Genomic DNA, 15,903 nt, shown 5'->3' on the forward strand with positions numbered 1-15,903 from the left:
CTGGGGACATCCGGACCTTCCTCTGCTCGCTGGTGCCATGTCGGCATCTCGAACGCGTGGTCCGGCACGACGAGAGGTGACCGTCATGAAACGCACGATCCTCCCCGCTTGGCATCTCGCGATGCCGGCTCTCCTGATGTGGTTGGTCCTGGCTTTTGCGGCACTGGGTTCGTCGGCCGTCTGGGCGCAGGCGAAGGTTGTCACGCCCGACTACGAGCCGCCCCGGGTGGTTTACGACTTCTACCTGGACGATCCGGCCAAGATCGACGCCGCCATGTACTGGGTGCGTTCCCTGATCAATCCGCTGCAGGCCAGTCCGTACAACATGGACCCGATCATGGACATGGATATCGTGGTCGTTATCCACGGTACCGAGATCGTCACGGTGGCGAAGAAGAACGAGGCGAAGTACGAGAATGCGGTCGCCCGGATGCGCTATTACGCCAATCTGGGAGTGGACTTCCACGTCTGCGGTCTGGCGGCCGAGGATTACGGCTACGACCGCGAGGATTTCCAGGACTTCATTACCCTGGTGCCCTCGGCGTTCACCGACTTGGTCCATTACCAGCAGCAGGGCTACGCGGTGATCAAGCCCGAGGTGTTCCTGAGGACCCAATCGATCGAGTCGATGCGTTGACGGTCTGAGTCGGGTGTTATGCCGTATCCTTGGGGCACATCAATCGTCCCGAGGACAGCCGTTTGGACCCGCACCAGATCCAGTCGCTCGACCAGCTCGAGTCCCTGTTCGATACGCCCGGCGAGGCGGCGATCAAGAAGGAGGTCGACCGCCTCGTGCCGGTCTACCGCCGCTTGATCGAGGCCTCGCCGTTCTACGTGATGGCGAGCGAGGGGCCGGACGGTCTTGACTGCTCCCCGCGCGGCGATCCGGCGGGGTTCGTGCAAATACTCGATGATCGGCATCTGGCGCTGCCCGAGCGACGTGGCAACAACCGCATCGACAGCCTGCGCAACCTGATCGACGATCCACGCGTCGGATTGCTGTTCCTGGTGCCCGGCAAGAGCGAGACCTTACGGGTCAATGGCCGGGCCCGGATCACCACCGACCCGGCCTTGATGGAACGGGCTGCCATGAAGGGCAAGCCGCCGCAATGCGTGATCGTGGTCGAGATCGAGACCGTGTTCTTCCAGTGCGCGCGGGCGTTGCTGCGGGCTCGCCTGTGGGATCCGGACAGCCGGGAGCTGGCGCAAGGCACCCCGACGGCCGGCGAGATGCTCGCCGGCGTGCCCGAGTCGAGTATCGATGGCGACGCCTACGACGCCGGGCTCGACGAACGCCAGGCCCGCACGCTCTACTGAACAACTCGCCATGTGACGGGTCTGACCGGTCGCGCCAGGACATGACGCGTAGACGGGCCTTGTTCATCAACCTGTTAGAATCGCGCGCCACACACGAATTTCCGCAATCTCGGAGCCCCTTCATGACCCAGGCTTCCCCCTCCGGCGCCACCCGAAAGGCGCCCGAGCTGCTTTCCCCGGCCGGGACGATCAAGTCGATGCGCTACGCCTTCGCCTACGGCGCGGATGCCGTTTACGCCGGTTTGCCGCGCTACAGCCTGCGCACTCGCAACAACGACTTTCTCGAGGACAACCTGCGCATCGGCATCGAGGAGGCGCACGCCGCCGGTAAGCAGTTCTTCGTCACGGTCAACCTCTCGCCGCATAACAGCAAGTTGAAGACCTTCATCCGTGACATGGAACCCATCGTCGCGATGAAGCCCGATGCCTTCATCATGGCCGACCCCGGCCTGATCATGATGGTGCGCGAGGCCTTCCCCGAGATGCCCATCCACCTGTCGGTACAGGCCAACACGGTCAACTGGGCCACGGTGAAGTTCTGGGGATCGATCGGTGTGACCCGCGTGATCCTCTCGCGCGAATTGTCGCTCGACGAGATCCGCGAGATCCGGGAGAAATGCCCGGACATGGAGCTCGAGGTGTTCGTCCACGGCGCGCTGTGCATCGCCTATTCGGGGCGCTGCCTGCTCTCGGGCTACTTCAACCACCGCGACCCGAACCAGGGCACCTGCACCAACGCCTGCCGCTGGGAATACACCCCGCAGGGGGCCAGCGAGGACATCTCGGGCGTGGTGCGCCCGGAACCGGCCAAAGAGAAGGACGAGAAGCCCCAGGAGAAGCCCCAGGAGCAGCCCATCTCGCTGGATGCGCTCAATGCCGCCAACCCGATGACGGACGGGGCGATGGGTGACCAGGAGCGCCACCCGCTGGCCGATCAGGTCTATCTGCTCGAGGAGAAGAACCGCCCCGGCGAGCAGATGCCGATCGAGGAGGACGAGCACGGCACCTACATCCTCAATTCGCGCGACCTGCGGGCCGTCGAGCACATCCAGGCCCTGGTCGACATCGGCGTCGACTGTCTCAAGATCGAGGGGCGCACCAAGTCGCACTACTACGTCGCCCGTACCGCGCAGGTCTACCGTCAGGCGATCGACGACGCCATGGCCGGCCGACCGTTCAACGAGGAGTTGATCGCCGATCTCGACAACCTCGCCAATCGCGGCTACACCGATGGTTTCTACAAGCGCCACCACACGCAGGAATACCAGAACTACATCGAGGGCGTCTCCAAGAGCCGTCAGCAGCAGTTCGTCGGTGAGATCAGCGAAGTCGATGGCGACTGGGCGCAGGTTGAGATCAAGAACAAGATCAAGGTGGGCGACGAGATCACCTTCCTGCTGCCGGACGGTAACCGGGCCGAGCAGCTCGTCGAGATGCAGACGCTGGAGGGCAAGCCGCTCGACGAGGCGCCCGGCAGTGGTTGGCAAGTGCGCCTGCGCCTGCCCGACGGGGCACAAGGCTTCGGCGATCGGCTGCGCTACGGGCTGATTGCCCGCAACCTGGCCGGTTGACGGCGTGCGACTCGGCGGTTACCTGCGTCGCGAGGCGCTTATCTCCATCGGCGCGGTGACCACCGTGCTGATGCTGATCATGGCCACCAACCTGTTGGCCCGCGCGTTGTCGCTGGCCGCCGAGGGCACCCTGCCGGCCGCCCTGGTGCCGAACCTGCTGGGCTTCAACCTGGTCAAGATGCTGATGTACGTCATCCCGGTGGCGACGTTCATCGGCCTGATGTTCGCGCTCGGGCGGCTCAATCGCGACAGCGAGCAGACCATCATGCGCTCGAGCGGCTTCGGCCTGTGGCGGATCACGGGGGCGTTGCTGCCCGTCGGCATCCCGCTGGCGCTGCTGGCTGGCTGGATCGCGCTGTTCGGCTGGCCGATGGCCCAGGAGGCGCGTGATCGCATGGTCGAGGGCGCGCAGTCGGACTACATCGGTCAGCAGGTGCCGGTCGGGCGGTTCATCGAGGCCAACGAGGGCCGGCTGGTCGCCTACGTGGGCTCGTCCGAAAACGGCGGCTACCAGCGTATCTTCCTGTTCGACCGGGCCGAGGATGGATCGATCGCGGTCGAGAGCGCGCCGACGGGCGTGATGGTCGAGGAGGACGGCCAGCGCTATATCGCCCTCGAGGACGGTCGGCGCATCGGCGGGACCGTCGGCACGGCCGACTGGAACCGGCTCGACTACGAACGCCACCTGATGCGCCTGCCGGGGCAGTCCGAGATGGAGGGCGGCGAGGCGAGCGTGCGCTCATCAGGATCGTTGTGGGCTTCCGGCAACCCGAACGATCATGCCGAGCTGTTCGAACGCCTCTCGCAGGGCATCATCGCCCTGGTGCTGGTGCTGATCGCGATCCCGCTGGCGCAGGCGCCGCCGCGCAGCGGGCGTTACGGGCGCCTGTTCTGGGCGTTCCTGCTCTACGCCCTGTATTTCAATGTCGTGCCGCTGGCCTCCGATGGTATCGAGGCCAGCCATTATGGGTTGGTCGGGGCCGTTGCCCTGGCGCACGGCGGTTTCCTGTTGCTGTGGGGCGCGCTGTTCTGGTCGGCGCGTGGTGGCTGGGGACGATTGCGCAGCCTGTGGAAGGGACGCCGTGAATACGCTTGATCGTTACCTGATTCGTAGTGTCGTGATCGGCGGGCTGGGGGCCTCGGCGGCCTTCGGCGTGCTGATCCTCGTCTTCGGCATGATCGACGAGTTCAGCAAGATCGGCCCGGGCTACACCACCTTCCATGCGTTGCGGTTCGTGGTGATGAGCATGCCGGGCTATCTCTACGAGCTCTTTCCGGTGACGGTGCTGGTCGGTGGGCTGCTGAGCCTCGGGGCGCTGGCGGCCCATTCCGAGTTGACGGTCATGCGGGCGACCGGCATGTCGCTGTTGCGCCTGGCCCGCCCGGTCTTGATTGCGGGGATCATTCTGGCCGCCTTGGGTACGGTGATGGGCGAGACCATCGGTGCCTGGGGGCAGGCGGCGGCCAGCGAAATGCGGGCGGCGGCCACGGAAAAGCAGGTGAGTACGGATCTTGCCAGCGGTTTCTGGTTGCGTGAAGGCGATCGGATCGTGAACGTCGAGCGTGCGCTGGTGGACGGTCACTTGCTGGGCCTGCGGGTGTTCGAGCTGGGGGAGGATGGCCGACCGCAGCGGGTGCTTGAGGCCACGCGTGGCGAAAGCCTGGGCGATGACCGCTGGCGGCTGGAGAACGTGGTCGACACGCGACTGTCGGTCGACGATCCCGCCAAACCGGTGAGCGTCGAGCAACGGGATGAGGACGAGATGCGCCTGGTCGACCGCGAGGTGCTCGAGATCGCCGCGCTCAACCCGCGCTACATGAACATCATGCAACTGTCCGAGTATGTCGCCTATCTCGAGCGCAACCAGTTGGATGCCTCGGTGTATGCCACGGCGATGTGGTCACGCGTGGTGCAGCCGATCTCGGTGCTGGCGATGCTGCTGGTGACCCTGCCGTTCGTGTTCGTCGCCCAGCGGGGCGGCTCGGCGGGCCGCTGGCTGTTCATCGCCATTCTGCTGGGCGTGGCCTACATGACGCTGACCCAGATCGTCTCGGCGTTGGCGCCGGCCTACGATATTTCACCTATTTTGAGCACGACTTTGCCGCCGGCCCTGTTTTCGATTGCCGGGGTGCTGGCATTGTATCGGGCCACCCCTCGCGCCCGCCGGGCGACCGACTGACGGGCGGGCGATCCGCGAGAGGCCTACGAGGCACGACGACTTTACGAGGCACACAAGGGACTCGCATGTTCGAAGATCAGAGCAGCAACGAATTCGAGCGCCAGTCGATCGGCGCCTTCACGGAAAAGGCGTATCTCAACTACGCCATGTACGTCATTCTCGACCGGGCGCTGCCGCACGTGGCCGATGGCTTGAAGCCGGTGCAGCGGCGCATCGTCTACGCCATGAGCGAGCTGGGGCTCTCGGCGCTTGCCAAGCACAAGAAATCCGCGCGCACCGTGGGCGACGTGCTCGGCAAGTACCACCCGCATGGGGACTCGGCCTGCTACGAGGCCATGGTGCTGATGGCCCAGCCGTTCTCGTATCGTTACCCGCTGATCGACGGGCAGGGCAATTTCGGCTCACCGGACGATCCCAAGTCGTTCGCCGCGATGCGCTACACCGAGTCGCGCCTGACCCGCTACGCCCAGACCCTGCTGGCCGAGGCCGACCAGGGCACGGTCGACTGGGTCGACAACTTCGACGGCACGCTCACCGAACCGTCGCTGTTGCCCGCGCGCCTGCCCAACGTGCTCCTGAACGGCTCGACCGGTATTGCCGTGGGCCTGTCCACCGACATCCCGCCGCACAACCTCAGGGAAGTGGTCAACGCCTGCGTGGCGCTAATCAAGCATCCCGAGGCCGACGTCGCGGCGCTGTGCAAGCACGTGAAGGGACCGGACTTCCCCACCGAGGGCGAGATCATCACGCCGTCCGAGGACATCCGCAAGATGTACGAGACGGGTACCGGTAACGTGCGCCAGCGCGCCCGCTACGAGATGGAATCCGGGCAGATCGTGGTCACCGCGCTGCCATTCCAGGTCTCGGGTAGCAAGATCCTCGAGCAGATCGCCGGGCAGATGCATGCCAAGAAACTGCCGCTGGTCACCGACTTGCGTGACGAGTCGGATCACGAGTCGCCGACACGGCTGGTGATCGTGCCGCGCAGCCGGCAGGTCGACGTCGAGGCGCTGATGGCGCACCTGTTCGCGACCACCGATCTGGAGAAGAGCTACCGGATCAACATGAACGTGATCACCGCCGACGGTCGGCCGCGCGTGCTCAATCTCCGCGAGATGCTGACCGAGTGGCTCGCCTTCCGCCAGACGACGCTGCGTCGTCGGCTCGAATGGCGGCTGGCCAAGATCGAGCGGCGCCTGGAGATCCTCGTCGGCCTGTTGATCGCCTTCCTCAATATCGACGAGGTGATCGCGATCATCCGCGAGGCCGAGGATCCCAAGGCCGAGCTGATCGCTCGCTTCGAGCTGACCGAACTGCAGGCCAACTCGATTCTCGAGATCCGCCTGCGGCAACTGGCCAAGATCGAGGAGATCGCGGTCAAGAAGGAGCAGGCCGAGCTGGCCGAGGAAGCCGAGGGCATCCGCACGTTGCTGGCCGACGAGCAGGCGCTGCGCGGTCTGATGCGCGACGAGCTGGTCCATGATGCGAAGGAATACGGCGATGTGCGCCGCTCGCGGCTGGTCACGCGCGAATCGGCCCAGCCGCTCGACGAGACCCGCCTGATGACCGCCGAGCCGGTGACCGTGGTCCTGAGCCATAACGGCTGGATTCGGGCGGCCAAGGGCCATGACGTGGACCCCGAATCGTTGTCGTACAAGTCGGGCGATGGCTACCAGGCGCACATCGCTGGGCGCTCGACCCAGCCGACGGTGGTCTTTGACGACACCGGTCGCGCCTATACGTTGGCCACCCACACCTTGCCTTCGGCGCGAGGACAGGGTGAGCCAGTGACCGGGCGAGTCACGCCGCCGTCCGGGGCGCATTTCACCGCGGTGGCGATGGGCGAGCCCGAGCAGCAGGTGGTCCTCTGGTCGCCCGCTGGGTTCGGTTTCGTCACCTCGCTGGGTGATCTGGTGGGGCGCCAGCGAGCGGGCAAGAAGGTCTTCTCCCTGCCCAAGGGCGCCGTCCCCGGGCAGCCGGTGCTGCCGAGCAAGGCCTTTGCTTATCTCGCGGTGGCGACTAGTGACGGGCATGTGCTCGTCGTGGATGCCGACGAACTGCCGGTGCTGGCCAAGGGCAAGGGCAACAAGCTCGTGTCACTGAAGACGGGTGCCGAGATCGTCGCCGTGGCCGCCCTGGGCGAGGACGACGGTCTGCGCGTGACCGCCGGGGCGCGCAGTATGACCATCAAGCCGGCCGATCTGGCGCTGTATCGCGGCAAGCGCGCCGCCCGGGGGCGCAGCCTGCCGCGGGGGCTGACCCGCGTCGACGCCATGGCGGCCGCCACGGCGAACGGTTGACTGGTCGAGCAGGAACCGCTGGCCGGTTGCGTTGATCCCATCGAGCTGACGCCCGACCGCGGGTGCGGCGCGGGCATGAATCGGCATCGCCTCTGGTGTGCCTCTTGGCAGCCACACGATTGATGCCTGCAGAGATTGCCTAACCAGTAGCTCGGCGTTGCGAAAGGCGCTTGAAAAACCCACCACGGCACCCCAGATTGGGTTAGGCTTCAACGCGCGCCGTCATGGCGCTCGGTGCCGGCGCGTGAGCGCTGGATCCACCTGTAGACGACCAACCACTCATACCTGAGGTAGAGATGAAACGCATCGGCTTGTTCCTGCTGACTAACCTGGCCGTGATCGTCGTGCTGATGATCGTCTGGTTCGTGATTTCCAGCGTCTTTGGCCTCGGCCGGACGATGGATTACCAGGCGGGTACCATCAACCTGACGTCCACGCTGGTGCTGGCCGCGGTGTTCGGTTTCGGCGGTTCGCTGATCTCCCTGTTGATGTCCAAGTGGCTCGCCAAGAAGAGCGTCGGCGCGAAGGTGATCGAAAAGCCGAGCTCCGAGGGCGAGCGCTGGCTGGTCGAGACCGTCCAGCGCCAGGCCCGCGAGGCAGGGATCGGCATGCCCGAGGTGGCCATCTACGATTCGCCTGAGATCAACGCCTTTGCCACCGGCGCAAGCCGCAACAAGGCGCTGGTGGCCGTCTCCACGGGGCTGCTCTCCAGCATGACCCGCGACGAGGCCGAGGCCGTGCTGGGTCACGAGGTCGGTCACATCGCCAACGGCGACATGATCACCCTGGCCCTGATCCAGGGGGTGGTGAACACCTTCGTGATCTTCTTCGCCCGCATCGTCGGCTTCTTCGTTGATCGCATGATCCTCAAGAACGAAGAGGGGCCGGGCATCGGCTTTTTCGTCACCACCATCGTCGCCGAGATCATCTTCGGCATCCTGGCGAGCACCATCGTGATGTGGTTCTCGCGTCAGCGCGAGTTCCGTGCCGACGACGCCGGGGCTCGTCTGGCCGGCCGCGACAAGATGATCGCCGCGCTCGAGCGCCTGAAGCTTAACTACGATCGCCCGTCGGACATGCCGGCGCAGATGCAGGCCTTCGGCATCTTCGGCCGTGGCGGCAAGTTTGGTCGGCTGTTCATGTCGCATCCGCCGCTCGACGAGCGGATCGCGGCCCTGCGCGCGGCCAGCGGTCGCGCGCAGGTCGCCTGATCACCAACCCGTGATCGCGATTTGAAACCCCGCTGACGGCGGGTGACAATCGAAGGCCCGCCACGCGCGGGCCTTCTTGTCGTTTGGCAGCCGAGATAGGCGCCCCGTAACGACACCCCGATGGAGCAACGTGATGGAAGTCCTGTTTCTGTTCGTACCGCTGAGCATGTTGGTGGTTGCCGGTCTGGTCTGGGCTGCGTTCTGGGCGATCCGGAACAACCAGTACGAGGACCTGGAAGGCCCGGCACATCGCATTCTCATGGACGATGACGACCCGAAGATTCCGACCAACCAGTCGTCGGAGGAAGCGGAGCGCACCGAGCCTCGGAGGGATGGTCAGGCGGATCACGAGAATTCGGCCAAACCGTCCCGGTCAGGCAGGGAATAACCCTGACGTGACTAGTGACATCCGCCAAAAGCTGGTTTACGATACGGCCATCAACGAGAGGAACCTGACATGAAAGAATTCTTCAGCTTCGACAACTTCGCCTTCACGTTCATCATCGGCCTAATCGCGTTCTCCTGGCTGAGCTTCCTGAGCGTCATCTTCTTGGGCTGATCGTCTGCGCGACAACGCGCCGGATCAGCAACGAAAAAAGCCACCTTGCGGTGGCTTTTTTGTTTCCGACCAGGCCAGACTGAGGGTCAGGCCGGCTGGGGCAGGGCCGTGCGCAGCTTCTTGAGCGCGGCGGTCTCGATCTGCCGAATACGCTCGGCCGAGACGCCGTACTCGTCGGCCAGCGTCTGCAAGGTCGCCTTGGGCTCGTCCAGCCAGCGACGGGAGAGGATGTCCCGGCTGCGGTCGTCGAGCGTCGAGAGCGCGGCGGTCATCGCGTCGACCCGATCATTGTCATCGCGCTGCGAGGCGATGTCTTCGACCGAGAGCGCGTCCTGATCGACCATGACCTGCTCGTAGGACGGGCCGTCGCCATCTTCCGAGCCATCGTATGCCGGGGTGTCGAGGCCCATGTCGCGCCCGTAAAGCCGGGCCTCCATCGTCATTACCTCGCGCTCGGGCACGTCGAGCTCTTCAGCCATCGCCTCGGCTTCCGACTTGCTCAGCCAGCCGATTGAGTTCTTCATCTGGCGCATCTTGAAGAACAGCTTGCGCTGCGCCTTGGTGGTGGCCACCTTGACGATCCGCCAGTTCTTGAGGATGTACTCGTGGATCTCGGCGCGGATCCAGTGCACGGCGAAGGTCACCAGGCGGACCTTCTGCTCCGGGTCGAAGCGCTTGACCGCCTTCATCAGGCCGATGTTGCCTTCCTGGATCAGGTCGGCCAACGGCAGGCCGTAGCCCCGGTAACCGCGAGCGATGTGCACGACGAAACGCAGGTGACCGAGCACGAGCTTTTGGGCCGCCTCGATGTCACCGGTTTCCTTCAGTCGATGGCCCAGCGCCTGTTCTTCTTCGACGGAGATGACGGGCAGACGGCGCACCTCGTTGAGGTACTGCGATAACGAATCGCCGATCACCGGCATGGTCATGCCGGCGGACGGGGGGAGAGCCCGTGATTTGCTATCTGTCATCTGGTTGCCTGCTGTCTGCATTCGCTCGCCTCGCTGCAAGTATCCCAATCGTGTCGTAGCCTCTTATTTTAGCACTCGCGGAATGAGAGTGCTAAGCGCGGACCAAGTTCCCTTGGACGACGTCTAGGCTAAACAGGTTAATGCACCGATCGAAAAAAATCATGGCGTGCTCAGGCGACCGATATAGAAACGGCCGATCACCTGGGCCGACAGCCAGCCGAGTAGGGCGCCGGCGGTCATCAGGAGCAGGACCAGCGCGGGATCGATCTGGGGTGAGATGGCCGCGCCGTAGGAGGCGGCGAACTTCTCGATCGGGCCGGAGGTGACCGAAAGGGCGACGCCGACCAGCCCACTGGCCACCACCCCGCCGAGCAGGCCACTCAGCGTGCCGTCGTAGAGCAGGGGGCGCAGCATGTAGCGTTCTGTGCCACCGATCAGCGCGATCAGGGCGATCTCGCGGCGTCGCTCGTGCAGTTCCAGTCGTAGGGTGTTGCTGACGACGAACACCACGGTCAGGCCCAGCAGGACCAGGAGCCACCAGCCCAATTCATCGAAGAACGCGCGGATCTGCTCAAGGCGCTGGATCCAGTCGTCCCCGGAGGAAAACTCGGCCACGGCCGGCTGCGCGCGAAGCCCCTCGGCCAAGGCCAGGCGGGTGTCGGTGCGCGCGTCGCTCAAGGTCAGTTCGATCACCCAGGGCAACGGATTGGACTCGAGTGCGTCCATGCCATCGATGTGCAGTCGTTCGGTCAGTGCCGCCAGACCCTCCGCGGGCGGGATGACGCGCTGCTCGGCCACGGTGGCCTGTCGGTCGAGCCAGTCGCGTAGCGTCCCGCGTGCGTCCTCGTCGGTATCGGTGGCGAGGTAGATGTCCATGCGGGCGGCATCGCTCATCCAGATGGCGCCCAGTCGCTCGACCTGGTGGCCAAGGGTCATCACCAGGGCCGGCAGGCTGAGCACCACGCCCAGTACCAGGATGGTTGCCCAGGCGCCGACCGGGCGGCGGATCAGTCGCGCAAAGGCGCCGCGCAGGCACTGGCGATGATGGCGCCGCCAGGCCGCGAGTGGGCGGCGGCTTTTCTCGCTGTTGCCGCGAGCGTCGCTGGTTGTCGGCCCGCTCATGATTCGGCCTCCTCGAAGGCGCTGATGCGCCCTTCGTTGAGGGCGATACGCGGCACGGGGTATTGCTTGAGCAGCTCGATGTCGTGACTGGCGATCAGCACGGTCACGCCGACGGCGTGAAATTCGAAGAAGCGGTCGAAGATGTCGCGTGACAGCTCGGGGTCGAGGTTACCGGTGGGTTCGTCGGCCAAGAGAATGCGTGGCCGGTTGACCAGCGCCCGGGCGATGTTGACCCGCTGTTGCTCGCCGCCGGAGAGCTCCTCGATCCGGGCGCGTTGCCGGCCCAGCAGCCCGACCTTGTCGAGCGCGGCATCGACGCGCCGCCGGACGTCACCGGGCAAATAGCCGGAGACCTGCAGTGGCAGGGCGACGTTGTCGTACACGGGCCGGTCGGTCAGCAGGTGATGGTCCTGGAACACCACGCCGATCTGCCGGCGCAGCTTTGGGTACTGGTGCCGTCCCATCTTGTTGAGATCGTAGCCGCCGATCAGCACCTTGCCCGAGGTGGGGCGGTCGAGCGCCGGTATCAGGCGCAGCAGTGTCGACTTGCCGGCCCCGGAATGGCCGGTAAGAAACGCCATTCGACCGGCGGGCAGACGGAAGTTGATGTCCTGCAGGCCGAATTGTCCGTTGGCGTAGCGGCGGGATACATTGGCGAACTCAATCATTACAGCGGGCACCTCGAAAACCTATTGCGCCGTTCGATTGCGGCGTCGCGTGCTCGTTCGCTCCTACCGCTTTGCGGGGAGCAAAGCGGGGCGTGCGGGGCGCGTGCGAAGCAGGCAGGCCACGGATGGCCTGCATCCGCCTATCAATTTGATATGTCTCGTCGCTCACTGCGCGGCTCCTTGCACTCTGAACTGGCACTCGAACTTGCTCATGACGGTTTTGGAGGCGCCCGTGCCTCAGTCCGGTTGACGGTCGAGCAGGGCATCGACGAAGGCGCGCGGCTCGAATGGGCGCAGGTCCTCGGCCTTCTCGCCCACGCCGATGAAATGAATCGGCAGGCCGAGTTCGTCGGCGATCGCGAACACGATGCCGCCCTTAGCCGTGCCGTCGAGCTTGGTGACGATCAGGCCGGTGAGCTTCACGGCCTGGTTGAACTGCCGGGCCTGCACCAGTGCGTTCTGACCGATGCTCGCATCAATCACCAGCAGCACCTCGTCGGGGGCCTCGGGTTCGGCCTTGGAGATCACGCGGATCAGCTTGCCGAGTTCGTCCATGAGGCCCGATTGTGTGTGCAACCGCCCGGCGGTGTCGACGATCAACAGGTCGCTGCTGCGCGCCTTGGCCGAGCTCACGGCGTCGAAGGCGACCGAGGCGGGATCGCCGCGGCCCGGCTCGCCGATCACGCGCACATTATTGCGCTCGCCCCAACTGATCAGTTGCTCGACCGCGGCGGCGCGGAAGGTGTCCGCAGCGGCCAGTGTCACGTCACGACCCTCGGCCTTGAAGCGATGCGCGAGTTTGCCGATGCTGGTGGTCTTGCCGCCGCCGTTGATGCCGCAGACCACCATCACGTGTGGCCGCCCCGGTTGCCGGCGTGCCGGTGGCTCGGCTGGCTGAGCCGCCTCAAGGCGCTCGACCATCAGGCGGTGGAGGGTTTCGAACAGGTGCTCGGGATCGTTGACGTGCTTGCGGCTGACCTCGTCGGTCAACTCGGCGATCAGGGCTGCCGTCGTCGCCTGACCCACGTCGGCCATGATCAACCGCGTTTCCAGTTCCTCGATCAGATCATCGTCGATCTGTTTCTTGCCGAGGAACAGATCGCCCAGCCCCTCGGTCAGCCCCGACCGGGTCTTGGCCAGTCGACTGAACAGCGAGCCGGATTGCTCCGGCTTGGAGGTCGCCACGGCGGGCGCTTTGCTGGGGGGTGCCGGCTGGGCGACGGATTCCTGACGCAGGCTGTCACCATTCGGTTCTGGCTCGGCAGCCGGTTCTTCGTCGGCCACGGCGGGCTTGGCCGGTCGGGCCATTTCGGGCGGCGGCTCAGGTGCGGGCGGGGCCGACAGGTTGGTGTCGGCAGTCGGTTCGGCCGGGGCAGGGGTGGCGTCACCGGCCTTGGTGGCCGCGGTGCTCTCCTGGGAGGCTTCGTCTTGGACCTCGGCGGCTTCGTTCTTGCGCTTCTTGCGTTTGAGAAATCCGAACATGGAATCGATGGTACCTGGGTTCGCGGCCGATGATTGGCAGGGCGCAGCGGTGCCCCGCGTGGCGCCAACGGAGTTTATCATGCAGCCATTGCTCGGCGGCCCCGGTCACGGGCCACCGGCAGCGGCCAAAGGGCTTCGGCCCATCATCCATCAGTGATCGGCAAGGAGAGTCTTCATGCCCAGTACCCCCAAGGGGCGAGGTCCGGCGCGCGGCGAGCAGGTGCGCGTTATCGGCGGGGAATGGCGGTCCCGGCGCCTGCGCTTTCCATCGGCGCGTGACTTGCGCCCCACACCCGACCGCGTGCGCGAGACGCTGTTCAACTGGTTGGGGCAGAGCGTGCCGGGATGGCGCGTGCTCGACCTGTTTGCCGGCAGCGGCGTGCTGGGCATCGAGGCACTTTCACGAGGGGCGGCCTGGGTGGGATTCGTCGAGCGATCGGCGCGGGTGGCCGGGGCACTGGAAGAGAACCTGGCCCGCCTCGATGCCTCGCCGGAACGATTCTCGGTGTGGGCCATGAATGCCCGGCATTGGTTGGCTTCGGTGCCCGAAACGCTGGACGGGCCGATCGATCTGGTCTTTCTCGACCCGCCGTTCCGTCAGCCGGATTTGCTGCAGGGGGCACTGGATGCCCTGGCTGACGCGTCCTGGCTGGCCGAGGATGCGCGGGTGTTTGTCGAGGGGGCGGCGCTCGAGTCCCTGAGGCTTCCGGATGGGTTTGTCGTGAGCCGCGAAACGCGGGCGGGTGAGAGCCGCTCGCTATTGCTCGAGCGAGAGGCTTGATCTCTCAGGCGTCGCCCAGCGTTCGGCCACGATTGCCGGCGTTGCGCTCGGTGCCGCCGGCGGTGTAGAGCGAGCCGGCCGGCTCGTCGCGCTGGATCAGGAAGTCGATCCGTTCACCGAGGAAATGATCGATGCGCCGCAGCGCCATCAGGTTGGCCTCCGAGAGGTCACGGAAGCGGCGGGCGATGTCCTTCAGTTCTTCCCAGGTGGCGCGGGCCGACGCGTCCTCGCGTTCCAGTGCCGTTTGCGTGTCGGTCTCGCCTGCGGCCGCCAACCACTCCAGTCGAGCCTGCTCGGCCTCGGCCAGTGCCTGATTGTGGTCACGGATCTGGGCAAAGACCTGGTCGAACTCGTCGAGTGACGGGGTTTCCTGACGTCGCAGCAGGGCGTCGAGTGCCTGGTGGTCGTCAAGCAGGGCCCGGGCCGGCTTGAGCATGTCGGCCAGCCAGTCGGTGGACGAGGTGTTTCTATCGGCGGGCGCGCGGGTATCGAATTGGGTCATTTTGAGAGCCTGCTTGGCGTTCCTGCCTGATGTTCATGGATGCCGTGGAGTCAGCGTGAGCATACGAATTGTCCGCGCCCAATAGAAGCACCCCGGTTCGGGTCATCCCGCCGGGGTGTCTTGTGCCGGGTTCAGCCGACGCCCTGATCGCCTAGGCGATTACAGCGTCTCGAATTGGCGCAGCTTCTCGGCGATGCGACCGGAATCGACCTGGTACTCGCCTTGACTGATCAGGTCCTTGATGCGATCGACCTTGCCCTGATCGAAGGGGGCGGATTCGGCCAACGCCTGGCCCATTTCCTGGAGCTGGGAAGCCCCACTGGAGAGAGTCACGGCGTCATCCTCCTTGATGCCCGTCGTCGCGTTGCCGGTTGCTTGCTGGCTCGCGCCCTTGGACTCGGCCCGGTTGCGGGATGAGTCCAGCGACGCATTCGGGCCCAGATTGCGCGGGCCAAAGCCGTTGATTTCGTTTGCCATGGTGCTTGATCCTTCCTGTCTCGGACAATGTGTCCGCGCCTTGGCACGGGCCCGGCTGGCAGGCGTCTAGGTTAACTCAAAATGTCTTGTCGCCCTTGAACATCGGCCGGTTGGCGAAAAACTTTAGCGCCGACTTAAATACTTTTGAAAGCGGGCCATCATCGTCGATTTTGTGTCGTCGGTTTAGTGGCCGATCGCCTCGACGGTGCGACTGTCGATGACGACCGTTTCGATCACCATGCCCGAGCCGGTGTTTTTCACCTTGACTCGCTGGCCCACGCCCGCGCGCGCCTGCGCCTCGCCGGTCGAGCCCACCACGAACCCGCCATGGCCGACCTGGATGGAGACGAAATCGCCCCGCTCGACCACGGCGTTGATGCCCAGGTTATGCGCGGTCACCAATTGACCCGACTGTAGCGGTTGGGTCGCCCTCATGCCGACAAGTTCCGCGGGATCGGTGTAGTACTGGCGTCGGGCGCGGTTGGCATCCACGGTTGCCACATCGAGATCCTCGAGGCTGAGCACGTTACCGGCAGCCAGTGGTCGGGCGGCGACCACCGCCTGCTGGCGCCGGGTGAGTTCGACCGGAACGTAGATGCGCCAGGGCGAGTTGCCGTGGCAACTGACCTTTACCGTCTGGTGCCCGCGATTGAGATTGAGCGGGCGCCCCTCGTTGATTTCCAGTGCCTGGTCGCACACACCCAGGCGCAGCCTCGGGTCGAGACGCCCGGCTCGCAGGGTGACCTGACCGTTGCCGCCCTC

General features: G+C 65.2%; 16 protein-coding genes. 9 read left to right on the forward strand and 7 right to left on the reverse strand.

Annotated features, from left to right (window positions below):
• Positions 1–85: 85 nt before the first annotated feature.
• The 8 genes from ABGV18_RS01890 (at position 86) to ccoS (ending at position 8,967) form a co-directional block, all read left to right on the forward strand.
• Positions 86–637, forward strand: a complete 552-nt coding sequence (locus ABGV18_RS01890) for a DsrE family protein (RefSeq protein WP_396584562.1) — start codon at positions 86–88, stop codon at positions 635–637.
• A 62-nt stretch (positions 638–699) separates the two neighbouring features.
• Positions 700–1,317: a pyridoxamine 5'-phosphate oxidase family protein gene (locus ABGV18_RS01895; RefSeq protein ID WP_396584563.1), complete on the forward strand. Its 618-nt coding sequence runs from the start codon at positions 700–702 to the stop codon at positions 1,315–1,317.
• A 122-nt stretch (positions 1,318–1,439) separates the two neighbouring features.
• The gene (trhP, locus tag ABGV18_RS01900) at positions 1,440–2,888 is read left to right on the forward strand and encodes a prephenate-dependent tRNA uridine(34) hydroxylase TrhP (RefSeq protein WP_396584564.1); all 1,449 of its coding nucleotides are present in this window, start codon (positions 1,440–1,442) and stop codon (positions 2,886–2,888) included.
• A gap of 4 nt (positions 2,889–2,892) precedes the next feature.
• Complete coding sequence (gene lptF / locus ABGV18_RS01905; RefSeq protein WP_396581056.1) at positions 2,893–3,984, forward strand: LPS export ABC transporter permease LptF; 1,092 nt, start codon at positions 2,893–2,895, stop codon at positions 3,982–3,984.
• Positions 3,971–5,068 carry an LPS export ABC transporter permease LptG gene (gene lptG / locus ABGV18_RS01910; protein WP_396584565.1) on the forward strand — a complete coding sequence of 366 codons (1,098 nt, stop codon included), beginning with the start codon at positions 3,971–3,973 and terminating at the stop codon, positions 5,066–5,068. The genes lptF and lptG overlap by 14 nt, the downstream gene beginning before the upstream one ends.
• 65 nt (positions 5,069–5,133) lie before the next feature.
• The gene (gene parC, locus ABGV18_RS01915) at positions 5,134–7,368 is read left to right on the forward strand and encodes a DNA topoisomerase IV subunit A (RefSeq protein ID WP_396584566.1); all 2,235 of its coding nucleotides are present in this window, start codon (positions 5,134–5,136) and stop codon (positions 7,366–7,368) included.
• Between the two features lie 296 nt (positions 7,369–7,664).
• The gene (gene htpX / locus ABGV18_RS01920) at positions 7,665–8,579 is read left to right on the forward strand and encodes a protease HtpX (RefSeq protein WP_396584567.1); all 915 of its coding nucleotides are present in this window, start codon (positions 7,665–7,667) and stop codon (positions 8,577–8,579) included.
• Positions 8,580–8,712: 133 nt separating this feature from the next.
• Entirely contained in the window at positions 8,713–8,967 is a 255-nt protein-coding gene (ccoS, locus tag ABGV18_RS01925; protein ID WP_396584568.1) for a cbb3-type cytochrome oxidase assembly protein CcoS, read from the forward strand.
• A 257-nt stretch (positions 8,968–9,224) separates the two neighbouring features.
• Here the strand turns inward: ccoS and rpoH are convergent, their stop codons facing one another.
• From rpoH to ftsY, 4 genes are all read right to left on the reverse strand, one after another.
• Positions 9,225–10,109 carry an RNA polymerase sigma factor RpoH gene (gene rpoH / locus ABGV18_RS01930; protein WP_396584569.1) on the reverse strand — a complete coding sequence of 295 codons (885 nt, stop codon included), beginning with the start codon at positions 10,107–10,109 and terminating at the stop codon, positions 9,225–9,227.
• A gap of 159 nt (positions 10,110–10,268) precedes the next feature.
• The gene (locus tag ABGV18_RS01935; protein ID WP_396584570.1) at positions 10,269–11,231 is read right to left on the reverse strand and encodes a permease-like cell division protein FtsX; all 963 of its coding nucleotides are present in this window, start codon (positions 11,229–11,231) and stop codon (positions 10,269–10,271) included.
• Positions 11,228–11,899, reverse strand: a complete 672-nt coding sequence (locus ABGV18_RS01940; RefSeq protein WP_396584571.1) for an ATP-binding cassette domain-containing protein — start codon at positions 11,897–11,899, stop codon at positions 11,228–11,230. Before ABGV18_RS01940 ends, ABGV18_RS01935 begins: the two co-directional genes overlap by 4 nt.
• A gap of 237 nt (positions 11,900–12,136) precedes the next feature.
• Positions 12,137–13,381: a signal recognition particle-docking protein FtsY gene (gene ftsY, locus ABGV18_RS01945; RefSeq protein ID WP_396584572.1), complete on the reverse strand. Its 1,245-nt coding sequence runs from the start codon at positions 13,379–13,381 to the stop codon at positions 12,137–12,139.
• A gap of 175 nt (positions 13,382–13,556) precedes the next feature.
• Between ftsY and rsmD the strand changes: the two genes are divergently transcribed.
• Positions 13,557–14,162 (forward strand): 16S rRNA (guanine(966)-N(2))-methyltransferase RsmD, encoded by a 606-nt coding sequence (gene rsmD / locus ABGV18_RS01950; protein WP_396584573.1) that lies wholly within the window; start codon positions 13,557–13,559, stop codon positions 14,160–14,162.
• Positions 14,163–14,166: 4 nt separating this feature from the next.
• Here the strand turns inward: rsmD and flgN are convergent, their stop codons facing one another.
• From flgN to flgA, 3 genes are all read right to left on the reverse strand, one after another.
• Positions 14,167–14,664 (reverse strand): flagellar export chaperone FlgN, encoded by a 498-nt coding sequence (gene flgN / locus ABGV18_RS01955; protein ID WP_396584574.1) that lies wholly within the window; start codon positions 14,662–14,664, stop codon positions 14,167–14,169.
• A 159-nt stretch (positions 14,665–14,823) separates the two neighbouring features.
• Positions 14,824–15,141: a flagellar biosynthesis anti-sigma factor FlgM gene (gene flgM, locus ABGV18_RS01960; RefSeq protein ID WP_396581046.1), complete on the reverse strand. Its 318-nt coding sequence runs from the start codon at positions 15,139–15,141 to the stop codon at positions 14,824–14,826.
• A gap of 183 nt (positions 15,142–15,324) precedes the next feature.
• Positions 15,325–15,903, reverse strand: a 579-nt coding sequence (gene flgA, locus ABGV18_RS01965; protein WP_396584575.1) for a flagellar basal body P-ring formation chaperone FlgA, incomplete at its 5' end; no start/stop codon positions are given.

Source organism: Guyparkeria halopsychrophila (genome assembly GCF_044582135.1).
Classification (GTDB): Bacteria; Pseudomonadota; Gammaproteobacteria; order Halothiobacillales; family Halothiobacillaceae; genus Guyparkeria.

What these genes read in the sequence shown, in the direction of transcription:
- ABGV18_RS01890 (WP_396584562.1), top strand. Translation starts at nt 86, where the DNA reads ATGAAACGCACGATCCTCCCCGCTTGGCATCTCGCGATGCCGGCTCTC.
- trhP (WP_396584564.1), top strand. Translation starts at nt 1,440, where the DNA reads ATGACCCAGGCTTCCCCCTCCGGCGCCACCCGAAAGGCGCCCGAGCTG.
- parC (WP_396584566.1), top strand. Translation starts at nt 5,134, where the DNA reads ATGTTCGAAGATCAGAGCAGCAACGAATTCGAGCGCCAGTCGATCGGC.
- htpX (WP_396584567.1), top strand. Translation starts at nt 7,665, where the DNA reads ATGAAACGCATCGGCTTGTTCCTGCTGACTAACCTGGCCGTGATCGTC.
- ccoS (WP_396584568.1), top strand. Translation starts at nt 8,713, where the DNA reads ATGGAAGTCCTGTTTCTGTTCGTACCGCTGAGCATGTTGGTGGTTGCC.
- rpoH (WP_396584569.1), bottom strand. Translation starts at nt 10,109, where the DNA reads ATGACAGATAGCAAATCACGGGCTCTCCCCCCGTCCGCCGGCATGACC.
- ABGV18_RS01935 (WP_396584570.1), bottom strand. Translation starts at nt 11,231, where the DNA reads ATGAGCGGGCCGACAACCAGCGACGCTCGCGGCAACAGCGAGAAAAGC.
- ABGV18_RS01940 (WP_396584571.1), bottom strand. Translation starts at nt 11,899, where the DNA reads ATGATTGAGTTCGCCAATGTATCCCGCCGCTACGCCAACGGACAATTC.
- ftsY (WP_396584572.1), bottom strand. Translation starts at nt 13,381, where the DNA reads ATGTTCGGATTTCTCAAACGCAAGAAGCGCAAGAACGAAGCCGCCGAG.
- rsmD (WP_396584573.1), top strand. Translation starts at nt 13,557, where the DNA reads ATGCCCAGTACCCCCAAGGGGCGAGGTCCGGCGCGCGGCGAGCAGGTG.
- flgN (WP_396584574.1), bottom strand. Translation starts at nt 14,664, where the DNA reads ATGACCCAATTCGATACCCGCGCGCCCGCCGATAGAAACACCTCGTCC.
- flgM (WP_396581046.1), bottom strand. Translation starts at nt 15,141, where the DNA reads ATGGCAAACGAAATCAACGGCTTTGGCCCGCGCAATCTGGGCCCGAAT.